Consider the following 13,505-nt stretch of genomic DNA (forward strand, 5'->3'; position numbering starts at 1 on the left):
ACAAATTAGTTGGAGTAATAATATAGCGATTCTTTCAGGCACAAAAACAATGGAAGAAAAAGAATTTTATATTAGAATGTGTATCAAAAATAATTATTCAGCTAGAGAATTAAATAGACAATTATCAAGTGGATATTTTTATAGGTATATGTTATCTAAAGATAATAATGCTTTAGAATCAACTGCTAAAACAATAGATGAAGATGATATTCCTACAACTAGAATATTAGATCAATATTCATTAGAATTTTTAGACTTACCTAATAATTATTCTGAAAAAGACTTAGCACTGGTGCTTTTTACAATATAAAAAAACATGCAAGGCTGGCGCTATTCAGGCGAAATATTCAGGAAGCAAATAGAGAAGAATAAGAAATGAGAAAAAGGAACTCTCGAACAGTTCCTTTTTCGTTTTTGCTTTATTCCTCTAATTCCTTAATGAATTCAATGAATTCTTTAAATCTAGGAAGCCTAACTACTATTTTATTTTTGTCTTGTAGGATTACACCTTTTTGTGCTAATGCTTTTTTATAATTCGATAATTGTGCTTTAGACATCTTTGTTTTGTCTAATATATATGCATTTAAATTATCAATGGAAGCATACTTTAATATTTCTTTTTCTTTATTCGATAATTCATTATATATGATAGTATATGCATTTTCATATAATAATTCATCATATCTTTGTAATACCTTTTTATCTATCTTTGTTTTATTTTCCTCAAACAAAATATTGCCTAGTAATTGATATGCATATGCATAACCACCTGTGGCTTTGGCAAGGATAACTGCATCCTTATCTGAAATATTAAAAATATTCTGGTATGAATTTGTTATAGATTTTAAATTTAATGAACTTAAATAGATTTTAGGTGCTCTATATAGGAAGGTTAAGCTCTTTTGGTTTTCTAATAAAGATATATTTTGATATAATCCTGTCATAATTAATTTGACATTAAATTTTTCTCTTAAGAATCTTTGAAATTCATGAGAAAATACCTTCATATAGGTATTCGATATTACTTCATCAATGGCTATTAAAACATGAATATTTCTCTTGTATAGATTTGAAAACATCAAATCTAATAAAGAAGATACATTACTAATGGGTGTTTCTCCTTTTATAGAAAAAGAAATACCATGAAATGAAAAATTGAATTCTTTCTTTAAGAATAAATGCTTTATTTGACCTTTATCATATAATTTCGATGCAAGCTGCTCTAGCATATCACTTTCGGGATTTAATTCAATACATATCCAATTTTCTTTATTTTTAAAATGCTTTACAATGGTTGTTGTGAAAACAGTTTTACCTGATCCCCTAATACCTGTTAAAATATATATATTTGAATCCGGTTTTTCACTTTCAAAGGAATCATAGATTTGACTTAATTCATTTTCTCTAGAAATAATTGAAAATGGTTCTTTACCAAAGGTAATATTAAATGGATTTTCTTTTTGCATATATACCACCTCACTTCAAACCTATTTTGACAAATAAAAAATGTACTTTCAATAACTTTATAAACTTTTATGAACTTTTATAAACTTTATAAACTTTTATGAACTTTATATCATGAATATTTGTGGTCTTTTTTTGGCATATTGAATATTTCGCCCGAATAGCGTGTATATTTCGGCGAATCCAGGCCACCGATACGCATGAATAGAGCCATTAATACAAATATATTATACGAAGAGGCTTTTTTTAAATGCCTAAGAAAATGAGTGTTAAAAAAATACTGGAATTAGATAATTCTGGAATGTCTGGTAGAGACATTGCCATTACATTGTCTACCTCAAGGGATTCTGTAGCTTTTGTGCTTGCTTTAGCACAAAAGCTTGATTTGACTTGGGATAAAATCAAAGATAAGGTGGAAGCAGAAATATATCATAAATTCTTCCCTGATAAATTTAGGTACTGCCATGGAATATGCGCCTGTTAATTATGAACGTGTACATAGTGAATTTAAAAGAGCTGGTGTGAATCTAAAACTCTTATGGAATGAATATCTTATTGATTGTAAAGACACTGGTAAATTACCGTGTGGCTATACAAAGTTTTGTGAAGATTATCATAAATATATCGAAAAAAAACAACGTCACTAGTCATATTGATAGGAAGCCTGGAATCATTACTGAAATTGATTGGAGTGGTCCTACAATGAAGATTTTAAATGAAGAAACAGGTGAAAAAATACCAGTATATTTATTTGTTGCCACATTACTCTATTTACAGTATTCATATGTAGAATACTAATAGGATTAAATAATGGAATCTTACCTTCTGAACTAGATAAAAATATAGATGAAGAAAGAAGAATATGCTACGTTGCTATCACAAGAGCTAAAGAAGTACTATATTTATCATCATCTAGAGAAAACTATTTCCAAGGGAAACGTAAGGTATTAAATCCATAAACTTTTATCCAGGAAACGAAACATGCTATAACACGATAAACGGGGCAAAACGTAAATCCGCCCCGATACTCGCACTTTTTATTGACATAAAATTTAAAAAGATGTAAAATACGATAAACGGGGCAAAACACAAATCCGCCCCGATGCTCGGGGTGAGTAATATGAAAATTGTTGAAATGCAAGAAATTAAAGATCACTTTTCTAAAATGAATATTATTGATGAATCTGAATTAAAGGATTATATAGTAGAAAAATATCCGGAAAAAAGTGAAAAATTATTTCGATATTATCTAACAGATTTATATAAAAGCAAAATCTTTTATAGATATGATGTTGGGAAGTTAAAACAATGTAAAGATAGAGTTCAGTTTACTTTCTCTTGTTTGAATGATAAAGACATACGAAAAGTATTAGAAAGCATAAGTCCATCTGTATTTATTTCGTATTGGCAATTAAATGATTTGAATAAATTTATGTCTCTACAATCATTTAGTAATATAAAATTTATTGAAACTTATTCTTATGCCACTGAGATTGTAGTGGATAATCTTTTAAGTATTAACAAGAAAGTGGTTCTTGAAAAAGATTATAATACTTTTATTAAGTATAATTCTAATGAAGAAATATTTGTTGTAAGAGTTATTAATGATGAATCACCAATTATTAGAAAAGGATTATCAAGAGTTGGAGTCAAAGAAAATGAATATTCGTATATTGTACCACCCAAAATTGAAAAAGTTTTTGTTGATATAATAGTTGATGGATTTTTTAATACGATTTTATCAGATGAAATATCTAATATATTAATTGAATTGTTAAAAAAGTATCAATTAAATATGTCCACTATAAAGCGATATGCGACTAAAAGACATAATTGGAAGTTAGTTAAGGACACTATTGAGTCATTGAGTTTTAATATAGAAGAAGGAGAATTCCAATGGTATTAGAAAAGTGTTTTACAGATGAATTTATTTCATCTAGAGCAGGAAACAATATAGATAAAAAAAGAATATATGAGTGGTTGTTTATGCGTTCTATTTATTAGAAAAAATAGCAAATCTTAATTATGATTTTGTATTCAAAGGTGGCACATCATTAATGCTACTATTAAATATTTTTAATAGATTTAGCGTTGATATTGATATATTAATGAAACCAAAAGATCAAGATGGAATATGCAATGATGTATTTACTCTAAAAGATGATAAATTTATAGAAGTTGAAGAGGATAAAAGAAAACCGGTAGATATTATAAAAAGACTAATATGTACCCAATGTCAAGGACGCTTATAAAAAAAGGTATATGTTATTAATAAGGAACAATTAAATATTGAATTTAGTGATTCTGATATTAAAGTATTAAAAGAACAATCATTACAAACTATATTATATCCACTTACAAATAATAAAGAATATAAGAAGTAGAGAGAAAGAACACATAAACATATCTAGCTTATATTAATTCGCTACTAAAAAAAAGGGGCCATCCGTATTTAACGGGTGGCTCTATTCTTATGTATCGATGGCTCTATTCACGTGAATAGGTGGTTCTAAAAGAGCAAATTGATGGCTCTATTCAAACGAAATATTCACCTGAATTAACCAAGGCAACACTAAAAAGCCTATAATAGGCTCTATTTAGTGACATTTAAGTTAAGAGGAAGATCTTTTGAGTAAGGTAATAACTCTCTAAAATCATCTTCCTCATTTTTACTGTTTATTTTAGGTAAAATGAATTATATAGTAATAGATTCATTTGATATGCCAGTTGATTTCTATGAATTTGTTAAAAATCACAATTTTCCCCTTCAACCGAGATTTTATAGCTTAAAGGGGCTCTTTCTAAAATGACAAAAATATTGCAAAATAACAAACAATGACAAAAATATTGCAAAATGACAAAAGTAATGGTATTCTTAATATACGAGGTGATTATACTATGTCTAATCCATTTAATATAAGTTTTGGTGAAGAACCAATTAACATGATTTCTAGAGAAAATGAATTGAAAGATATAATATCTACTTTCGAAAGTGAACAACAAGAAACAAAAACATATATTATTACTGGTCCTAGAGGAAGCGGTAAAACTGTATTATTAAGCAAAGTAAAAGAACATTTTGAACAAACAAAAAATTGGCTTACAATCGAATTAAATCCATATATCGATATGTTAGAACAGCTGGCTTCAAAAATCTATGATAAGGGCAAAATTAAGCATTTATTTTTAAAAACTGAATTTAATTTTTCATTTCATGGATTATCTTTTTCAATTAAAGGAGAAAATCCAATTACTAACGTTGCATCTCTATTAGATTTAATGTTTGAGTATCTAAACAAGAAAAATATTAAAGTGCTCATTAGTATAGATGATATTTCTTCAAATGAGTTTGTAAGACCATTTATTCATTCGTATCAATCTTTTATAAGAGAGAAATATAAAGTATTTATCATTATTAGTGGATTATATAAGAATGTATCTAACTTAGAATCTGAGAAAAGCTTAACTTTTCTCTTAAGAGCACCAAAAGTATACCTGCCAAATCTAAGTTTAAGAGAAATATCTTATTCTTATAAAGATATTTTCAATATAGATGATAAAACATCAATTAAATTAGCTAAATTAACGAATGGATATGCATATGCATATCAATTATTAGGTAATTTATTATATAAAGATAATTTAAAAGATGTTAATAAGACTATATTAGAAAAATATGATCTTCAATTAGAAAACAATGTGTATTCTATTATATGGAAATCTTTATCTGATAAAGAAAAAGATATCCTAATAGCAATTGCTAAAACTGATGGTAAAATAAAAGACATATTAATAGAAGCTAATATATCTAATTCAGCATTGCAGGTATATAAGAAAAGACTACTTAATAATGGATTAATAAATACCAATACAAGAGGAATAATAATATTTAATTTACCTAGATTTAAAGATTTTGTGTTATTCCAAAACGAATTATTAATAGCAGAATAAAGGCTTTAAAATCATCCTTCCTTTTTACGCTTTGAACTTGGAATGATTAAAAGCTTTTCAGATATCTAGAAGATATAAATAATTGCGCTATGCTAGATTATGATTCATTAGTATATTCTTATATGGGAATAGATTAGAATGCAAATACAGAGGAATAAGAAATGAGAAAAAGGAACTGCTGGAACAGTTCCTTTTTCGTTTTTTCCCTTACATCGTTATTGTCCTACGACATCTTTATTATACCAAAAATAATTGTTTTGTAAAGGGTAAGAAAGAGAATTTTTTATGCTTTTTTATAGTGTTAATTACAAAAGTAATTTCCGCTGATAAAGGTTGTAACTTTTAAAATGTTAATTACAAAAGTAATTTCCGCTTATGAATTTGAATGATTACCATAGATTCTATCTATGGTTTTCATTCGGATAACATTTGTTCTATATAATGGCTATAAAAATGTAACGTTTACTTGACAAGATAAATTTTTATTATATAATTAGTTTTAGTTAGGCTTTTGCCTTTCAAATAAAAAATAATCAGGAGAATTATTATGGAAGAAATTAAGCAGCAGTTAAAGGATTTTATCGTAGATGAATTAGGTGTAGATCCAAACGAATTACAGTTTGATACTCCTTTATTTGGAGAGGGAATCGGTCTTGATTCTATTGATTCTATCGAAATTATCTCTTTTGTTGATGAGACTTTCGGTGTATCTATGAATGGTGTTGACAAGACGAACTTCTTATCTATCGATACTATCGCAGCATACGTTGCTGATCATCAGTAATAGAATTACTGGCAAATAGACAACCCGTTTTTCGGGTTGTCATTAATTTTGTACGCGCGTGTAAAGTTGACTTTACTCAAGGAGGAATATAAAAATGACAGAGAATAAAAATCGTTGCGTAGTTACTGGTTTAGGTACCATTAACGCAATTGGAAATAATGTAGAGGAGGCATGGAAGAATGCCTTAGATTCCATTACTGGAATTAAGAATACAACTACAGTAGACACAAAGGATTGTTATGCGACCCTTGCAGCTGAGGTACACTGTGATTGTGTAAATCATATTGAAGGCACAGAGGAAATGGACCGCTCCTCTAAACTTGCGATTAAGGCAGTTAAGGAAGCGCTAGAAGATGCAAAGCTTTCTCTCTTTAATGATGATACAAGAGTATCTGTAATCTTTGGTTCTTGTGTTGGTGGTGCTGTATCTATTGATCACTACTATAGAAATGAAAAGCCAGAGGATGATATTGTTAAAATGCCTATTTCCGCAATTGCAGCGAACATTGCAGGATATGTTCATGCTGGTGGTGTTGTAACGAATATTGCAAATGCTTGTGCAGCAGGTACAATTTCTATTGCATATGCATGTGATTTAATTCGCGCTGGTAAGGCAGATATCGTCATTGCAGGTGGTTCTGATGCATTCGCATCTGTACCATACGCAGGCTTCTTAGCCCTACATGCATTAGATGCAAATCCATGTAGCCCATTCAACAAGTGCTCAGGTATTACACTTGGTGAGGGTGCAGGATGTGTAATTGTTGAATCCTACAATCACGCAAAGGCAAGAGGCGCTCATATGTACTGTGAGGTTTTAGGCTCTGGTGTATCTTCTGATGCACATCATATTACCGCTCCAAGAGAGGATGGAGAAGGCCAGATGAATGCCATCAACTGGGCATTAAATACTTCTGGAGTTAAGAAGAATGAAATTGGTTATATCAATGCTCATGGTACAGGTACTGCTAAGAACGATAATGCAGAGTTCTTATCCTTACATACTATTTTTGATAACGAAAATGATAATTTAAGTGTTTCATCAACTAAGGCTATGGTTGGTCACTGCCTAGGGGCCGCTGGTGCGATTGAGGCAGTATTTGCGATTAAGGCATTAACTACAAATAAGGTACCTGCAACACTAGGCTATACGGAAGAGGATTTAGAAAACCTAAAGGAAAAGGCGGGTAAGATTGATTTCGTACCAAATAAGAGCCATGAAAAGAATTTAGATACAGTAATGAGTAATTCCTTCGCCTTCGGTGGAAATAATGCATCCATTATTTTCTCTAAGAAGGAAGGTAATGTAGATATTAAGAATGACTGTGGGGATGTTTATGTTACAGGCTTAGGTATTGTAACTCCTTATGGTAGTGGAGTAGATAAATATGTATCTATGGTTCATGATAAGGCTAAACCAGAATCATCATCTATGCATTCTGAGGTAACGGTTGAGGATTATGTAGAATATGGTTTAAAGCCATTATTCCGTAAGCATGATAATCTATCTCGTATTCAGGTTGTATCTGGTATGCAGGCACTTAAGGATGCAAGTATTACAGTGACCGATGAAAATGCAACCTCCATTGGTATTGTTGAAGGCTCAAGCGAGGGTGCACTTGGTACTTGCTTAGAGTTTACGGAAAATATCGTAGAGAAGGGATGCGCAAATGGTAGTGCATTTAAGTTCCCGAATACCGTTTATAATGCTGCAGGTGGTTATTTATCTATTTGTAGTGGTATTAAGGGATACAATGTTACTGTTACGAATGGTTCCCAATCCGGTCTTCAGGCAGTAGCTTATGCAACAAATATTATCCGCCAGGGTAAGGAAGAATATGTTCTTGCATCTGGTACAGATGAAAACATTGAAGGTATAGAGGAGCTTTATACAAAGCTTGGATATTTATCGGATAAGGTGGTTATGCCATTTGATAATACAAATGGATTTACCTTATCGGATGGTTCTACAACTATCGTTTTAGAAAATGATAAGAATGCTAAATCTCGTGGTGCTAAGAAGTATGCTAAGGTATTAGGATATGGTATGGCAACTAAGGCTGTACCATTCGGCAAGCTAAAGGGATCTGACTTAGGTTTAGATAAGGCTATTAAGCTTGCGCTAGAGGATGCAAAGCTTAATGCATCGGATATCGATACCGTATTTGGCTTTGCCAATGGTAATAGCGTAGTAGATGCTATCGAATTCGATTCCTTGAATAGAGTATTTGAAGATCATGCATCTGAATTAAACCTAGTTGAGGTTAAGGACCATGTGGGTGAGGCAAGAGCTGCAGCATCAGCATTAGCCCTAGCTCATGCATCCTTAATGCTTTCTGGTGAAATTAAAGAGGATATCGCTCATAAACTAGACGGAACTAAGACTTTAGTTTCTAGTACATCCCTAAAGAATGTATTATGTATTTCATATGCAGCTGGTGGTACATATACAGCTGTAATCATTACAAAGTAAAGGTGGAAAAAATATGGTAGCAATAGTAACGGGAGCTAGCCGTGGTATTGGTAAGGCTTGCGCAATTAGACTTGCGAAGGATGGATATACCGTAGTAATTAATTATTCTCATAATGATGCTAAAGCTTTAGAGACTTTAGAAGAAATTAAGGCAAATGGTGGAGATGGCATGATCTATAAGGCAGATATGTCAAATTCAGAAGAGGTGAATAAGATGGTTCGTGAGGTTTCTAAGACCTATGGTTCTATCGATGTTTTAGTAAATAATGCAGGTATCGTTAGAGATCAGCTATTATTAACCTTAACTAAGGAAAACCTAGACCAATGCTTTGACTTAAATGTAAAGGGATATTTCTACGCTGCACAGGCTTGTGCACTTAAGATGTTCCGCAAGAAGAAGGGCGTAATTATTAATATGTCTAGTGTTTCTGGTTCATTCTCACTACCAGGCCAAAGCGTATATGGCGCAACAAAGGGTGCAGTCAATACTATGACAAAAACCCTAGCTAAGGAGCTTGCACCATATGGCATTCGTGTAAATGCCGTTGCCCCAGGCTTCATTGAAACAGAAATGCTTGAGGCAATTCCTGAAGAAAAAAGGGAAGAATATTTAAGAGTTATTCCTCAGCATAAGCTTGGTACAACAGAAGATATTGCAAATGTTGTATCCTTCTTAGCATCCGAACAATCCAAATATATGACAGGTCAGATTTTGACGATTGATGGAGGTTTATCTTTATGATCTTAATTAATGAAATTAACGAAAAAATTAAGCAAAGACCACCATTTCAAATGATTGATCGAGTATTAGAAATCACTCCAAACGAGAGTGCTAAGGGTATTAAGTGTGTATCTGTAAATGAACCATATTTCATGGGACATTTCCCTACATCACCGATTATGCCAGGTGTATTAATCATTGAATCCTGTGCACAGCTATGCTCTTTAGTATTTGAGGCTTTAGGCACAGATAAGGACAATATTTATGTATTACTTAAGGTGGATGGCTTTAAATTCATTAAGGCTGTAATTCCTGGGGATGTATTAAATATTGAGGTAGTAAAAACTAAGATTTTAGGACCTATTACAACATTTGATTGTAAGGTTTTCGTAGATGGTAATATTTATTCAAAGGGTACCTTATCCTTCACAAAGGTTCCTAAGGATACGATTTACCAAAGATAGAATAAAGGGTGATTTATATGTGGGGGAATAATGCTAAGAAAAAGGTTTTAGTATTGAATGGCAGTCCAAAACTGAATAAAAGCTCGACTATGGTGATTACGAATGCATTCTTAGAGGGTATGAAGATAGAAGAAGATATCGATTTAGAAATCATCCATGTGCAATCCTTACATGTAAAGCCTTGTATAGACTGCCTATCCTGCTGGGGAAGAACAGAAGGAGAATGCATCCTAAAGGATGATGATGTAAAAATGGTAAAGGAAAAGATATTAAATGCGGATATTATCATTGAATCCTTCCCACTATTTTTCTTCTCTATGCCAGGTGTTTTAAAGGTTTTAACCGATAGGTTATTATCTATGATGCTAACCTATAGAGGTCATAAGCCACCTGAGGATGGTAGATCCTTCCATGGCTTAAGATATTATGACCCAAATAAAAGATTTATAATTATCTCTTCTTGTGCATATACAGAAGTAGATAGAGTATATGATTCCATTAAGGCTCAATTTGATTTTATTGTGGGTAGTGGTGGCTATACACCTATTTTTGTTCCACAGGTAAAAACCTTAATTGAGCTTAACTCAGAAGCTAAAACAAAAAGATTTTTAGCTAAATTTATAGAAGCAGGTAAAAGGTTTATGAAAGATGGCGCATTAGATCCATTAACGATTCAAGGTCTATCCAAACCACCATTTACCGAAGGAGCCTATAAAATATTTTTGAATCAATTTTGGCAGGAGGAAAAGAAATGAAAAAGACATGTACCTTTCAAGATATAAAGAATATGCTTATTGAATGCGCAAATGTAAATGATGAAATTACTCCTGATTCTATCTTAAAAACAGATTTAGGAATTGATTCCATTTATGCTGTTGAAATGATTTTAGCATTAGAGGAAAAATTTGAAATTCAAATTGAAATGAATGAAATGGACACAATGATGTCTGTACAAGAGGTTGTTGATATTGTAAAAAGAAAGCTTGAGGTGTAAGCATATGAATCTAGAAGAAATAGAAAAGCTTATGAAGATGCTAGAGAATTCCACCCTAGCATCCTTAGAGGTTGAAGAAAATGGCTTAAGAATTCGCCTAGATAAAAATAGCCCTATGCATGAGGTTGTTAAACCAAATGAAACTATAGTTTCTAGTAAAAAAGAAGAAAAAGTGGAAGAAAAGACTTTAGGGCATGAAATCACTGCCCCACTTGTAGGCACCTTCCATCAAGCTCCATATAAGGATGCAAAGCCATTTGTAGCTTTAGGCCAAAAGGTGAAAAAGGGTCAAAAGCTTTGTATTATTGAGGCAATGAAGGTAATGAACGAAATTACATCTCCATATGATGGTACAATCCTTAAGATTTTAGCTAAAGAAAATGATGTAGTTGAATTTGGTAAGCCTTTATTCCTTATTGGTGATTAATTATGTTTAAGAAGATTTTAATTGCGAATCGTGGAGAAATTGCTGTAAGAATTATTAGAGCCTGTAAGGAGCTTGGTATACAAACTGTTGCTGTATATTCTAAAGGTGATCAAGAGGCATTACACAAGGAGCTTGCAGCTGAGGCTGTATGCATTGGTGATGCATCTCCAAAGGATTCTTATTTAAATGTTGAAAATATTATAACTGCCGCATGCTTATCTGGCTGTGATGCAATCCACCCAGGCTTTGGATTTTTATCTGAAAACCCTGAATTTGCCCGCATGGTAGAGAAATGCGGCTTAACTTTTATTGGTCCAAATCCATCGGTAATGGAGAAAATGGGAAATAAAAATGAAGCGATTCAGTCTATGATTGCTGCTGGTGTACCAGTTGTGCCTGGTTCTCATAAGGCTGTAAATTTAGAAGAAGGCTTAGCCTGTGCAGATTCCATTGGATATCCTGTTTTAATTAAAGCATCTGCCGGTGGAGGAGGAAAGGGTATCCGCTTAGTTGAGGCGAAAGAAGACTTTAATCAAGCCTTCAACGAGGCAAAGGAAGAAGCTTTAAAATTCTTCTCTAATGATGAGGTATATATTGAAAAATTCATTAAGCACCCTAAGCATATAGAAGTACAGCTTATGTGTGATAAGCATGGTAATGCGATTCATCTCTTTGAAAGAAATTGTAGCTTACAAAGAAGAAATCAAAAGATGATTGAAGAAGCACCATGTATTTCCATTTCACAGGAATTAAAGAATAAATTATACGATAGTGCCATAAAGGCATGTAAATATATCGGCTATGATTCTGTTGGTACAATTGAATTCTTAGTGGATGATTCAGAGAATTATTATTTTATGGAAATGAATACGAGAGTCCAAGTGGAGCACTGTGTAACTGAGGCAGTAACGAACGTGGATATCGTTAAGAATATGATTAAAATAGCCTATGGTCTTCCCTTACAGTTTAAGCAATCCGATATTAAGCTATATGGCTATGCGATAGAATGTAGAATTAATGCAGAGGACCCAAGAAACGACTTCCGCCCAACCCCAGGTAAGATCAATTTCTTACATACTCCAGGTGGAATGGGAGTCAGGATCGATTCTGCAGTTTACCCAGGCTATACGATTTCCCCATATTATGATTCTATGATTTTAAAGGTTATTTGCTTTGCAAAGACAAGACTAGAATGCATAAGAAAAATGCGTCAAGCATTAGAGGAATTAATTGTGGATGGTGTAAAGACAACCACAGAATTTGATTATGTATTATTACATCATCCAAGCTTTATTTTAGGACATTATGATACTTCATTTATTGAAGGATTTATAGGAGAATTAAAGGAAAATGGAAAACTCATTCAATAAAAGAAAACAAGAAATCCTAGAATTTAATACTGCTATGGAGGAATTAAACCTAAGAAAGAAATACGCACCACAAGTACCAAAGGAAATCCCTGATGATTTAATTGTGAAATGTCCTGGGTGTGCAAGATTAATTCTTAAGGATAATTATATCCTAGACCATAAGGTTTGCCCTTATTGTAATCATCATGGAAGACTTACAAGTAAAGAGCGTATCATCGATGTCTTAGATTTAGGATATGAAGAGCTATTTACAACAATTAAAGAGAATTATTTAGATTTCCCTGATTATGAAAACAAGTTAGAAAAAGCGAAAAAGGATACAGGAGAAGATGAATCTGTAATGTGCGTTTTAGGTAAGATTAATGGCATTAGCGTATGTGTTGGTGTTATGGATTCCTTCTTTATGATGGGCTCTATGGGTAGCGTATGTGGAGAAAGAATTACCAAGCTCATTGAATATGCAACAGAAAAGAATTTACCATTAATTCTATTTACAACCTCAGGGGGCGCAAGAATGCAGGAGGGTGTAATCTCTTTATTCCAAATGGCGAAAACAAGCCAAGCTTTAGCTAGATTTAAGGAAAAGGGATTATATATTGCTGTACTTACAGACCCAACGACAGGTGGTGTTTCTGCCTCCTTTGCCTCCTTAGCAGATATTACCATTGCAGAGCCTAATGCATTAATTGGATTTGCAGGAAAAAGAGTCATTGAAAGAACAATTAAGGAAACATTGCCAAAGGAATTCCAAACTGCGGAATTCCTACTTGAAAAGGGATACCTTGATATGATTTCGGACAGAAAGGATTTGAAGAATACCTTAAGTACATTACTTAAGCTTCATAACTATAAATAAA

At 32.4% G+C, this 13,505-nt stretch carries 16 protein-coding genes; 15 read left to right on the plus strand and 1 reads right to left on the minus strand.

From position 1 onward, the window contains the following. A partial coding sequence (locus SPJ17_RS04220; protein ID WP_321092996.1) for a DUF1016 N-terminal domain-containing protein occupies nucleotides 1-310 on the plus strand: 310 nt, incomplete at its 5' end. Nucleotides 311-419: 109 nt separating this feature from the next. Here SPJ17_RS04220 and SPJ17_RS04225 read toward each other — a convergent pair. Beyond that, on the minus strand, nucleotides 420-1,466 hold the full coding sequence (locus SPJ17_RS04225) for an ATP-binding protein (RefSeq protein ID WP_321092999.1): 1,047 nt from the start codon (nucleotides 1,464-1,466) through the stop codon (nucleotides 420-422). 248 nt (nucleotides 1,467-1,714) lie between these two features. Between SPJ17_RS04225 and SPJ17_RS04230 the strand changes: the two genes are divergently transcribed. The 14 genes from SPJ17_RS04230 (at nucleotide 1,715) to accD (ending at nucleotide 13,504) form a co-directional block, all read left to right on the plus strand. Then, nucleotides 1,715-1,948: a hypothetical protein gene (locus tag SPJ17_RS04230; protein ID WP_321093000.1), complete on the plus strand. Its 234-nt coding sequence runs from the start codon at nucleotides 1,715-1,717 to the stop codon at nucleotides 1,946-1,948. 119 nt (nucleotides 1,949-2,067) lie between these two features. Next, nucleotides 2,068-2,262 (plus strand): hypothetical protein, encoded by a 195-nt coding sequence (locus SPJ17_RS04235; protein WP_321093002.1) that lies wholly within the window; start codon nucleotides 2,068-2,070, stop codon nucleotides 2,260-2,262. 322 nt (nucleotides 2,263-2,584) lie between these two features. Then, nucleotides 2,585-3,370, plus strand: a complete 786-nt coding sequence (locus SPJ17_RS04240; RefSeq protein ID WP_321093004.1) for a DUF6577 family protein — start codon at nucleotides 2,585-2,587, stop codon at nucleotides 3,368-3,370. Nucleotides 3,371-3,440: 70 nt separating this feature from the next. Then, nucleotides 3,441-3,716 (plus strand): nucleotidyl transferase AbiEii/AbiGii toxin family protein, encoded by a 276-nt coding sequence (locus tag SPJ17_RS04245; protein ID WP_321093005.1) that lies wholly within the window; start codon nucleotides 3,441-3,443, stop codon nucleotides 3,714-3,716. A 646-nt stretch (nucleotides 3,717-4,362) separates the two neighbouring features. Continuing rightward, entirely contained in the window at nucleotides 4,363-5,415 is a 1,053-nt protein-coding gene (locus tag SPJ17_RS04250) for an ATP-binding protein (protein ID WP_321093007.1), read from the plus strand. A 547-nt stretch (nucleotides 5,416-5,962) separates the two neighbouring features. After that, on the plus strand, nucleotides 5,963-6,199 hold the full coding sequence (locus SPJ17_RS04255) for a phosphopantetheine-binding protein (RefSeq protein ID WP_321093009.1): 237 nt from the start codon (nucleotides 5,963-5,965) through the stop codon (nucleotides 6,197-6,199). A gap of 94 nt (nucleotides 6,200-6,293) precedes the next feature. Then, a complete protein-coding gene (locus tag SPJ17_RS04260; RefSeq protein ID WP_321093011.1) occupies nucleotides 6,294-8,672 on the plus strand; it encodes a beta-ketoacyl-[acyl-carrier-protein] synthase family protein in 2,379 nt (792 codons plus the stop codon). Between the two features lie 13 nt (nucleotides 8,673-8,685). After that, on the plus strand, nucleotides 8,686-9,414 hold the full coding sequence (locus tag SPJ17_RS04265; protein WP_321093012.1) for a 3-oxoacyl-ACP reductase family protein: 729 nt from the start codon (nucleotides 8,686-8,688) through the stop codon (nucleotides 9,412-9,414). Further along, complete coding sequence (fabZ, locus tag SPJ17_RS04270) at nucleotides 9,411-9,857, plus strand: 3-hydroxyacyl-ACP dehydratase FabZ (protein ID WP_321093013.1); 447 nt, start codon at nucleotides 9,411-9,413, stop codon at nucleotides 9,855-9,857. Before SPJ17_RS04265 ends, fabZ begins: the two co-directional genes overlap by 4 nt. Before the next feature lie 17 nt (nucleotides 9,858-9,874). Next, the gene (locus tag SPJ17_RS04275) at nucleotides 9,875-10,612 is read left to right on the plus strand and encodes a flavodoxin family protein (protein WP_321093014.1); all 738 of its coding nucleotides are present in this window, start codon (nucleotides 9,875-9,877) and stop codon (nucleotides 10,610-10,612) included. Continuing rightward, entirely contained in the window at nucleotides 10,609-10,851 is a 243-nt protein-coding gene (locus tag SPJ17_RS04280) for an acyl carrier protein (RefSeq protein WP_321093016.1), read from the plus strand. Before SPJ17_RS04275 ends, SPJ17_RS04280 begins: the two co-directional genes overlap by 4 nt. Before the next feature lie 4 nt (nucleotides 10,852-10,855). After that, the gene (locus SPJ17_RS04285; protein WP_321093017.1) at nucleotides 10,856-11,278 is read left to right on the plus strand and encodes a biotin/lipoyl-containing protein; all 423 of its coding nucleotides are present in this window, start codon (nucleotides 10,856-10,858) and stop codon (nucleotides 11,276-11,278) included. Between the two features lie 2 nt (nucleotides 11,279-11,280). Beyond that, complete coding sequence (accC, locus tag SPJ17_RS04290; protein WP_321093019.1) at nucleotides 11,281-12,648, plus strand: acetyl-CoA carboxylase biotin carboxylase subunit; 1,368 nt, start codon at nucleotides 11,281-11,283, stop codon at nucleotides 12,646-12,648. After that, nucleotides 12,629-13,504: an acetyl-CoA carboxylase, carboxyltransferase subunit beta gene (gene accD / locus SPJ17_RS04295; protein WP_321093021.1), complete on the plus strand. Its 876-nt coding sequence runs from the start codon at nucleotides 12,629-12,631 to the stop codon at nucleotides 13,502-13,504. The genes accC and accD overlap by 20 nt, the downstream gene beginning before the upstream one ends. Nucleotide 13,505: the final 1 nt, after the last annotated feature.

Source organism: Anaeroplasma sp. (assembly GCF_034179385.1).
Lineage (GTDB): Bacteria > Bacillota_I > Bacilli_A > Acholeplasmatales > Anaeroplasmataceae > Anaeroplasma.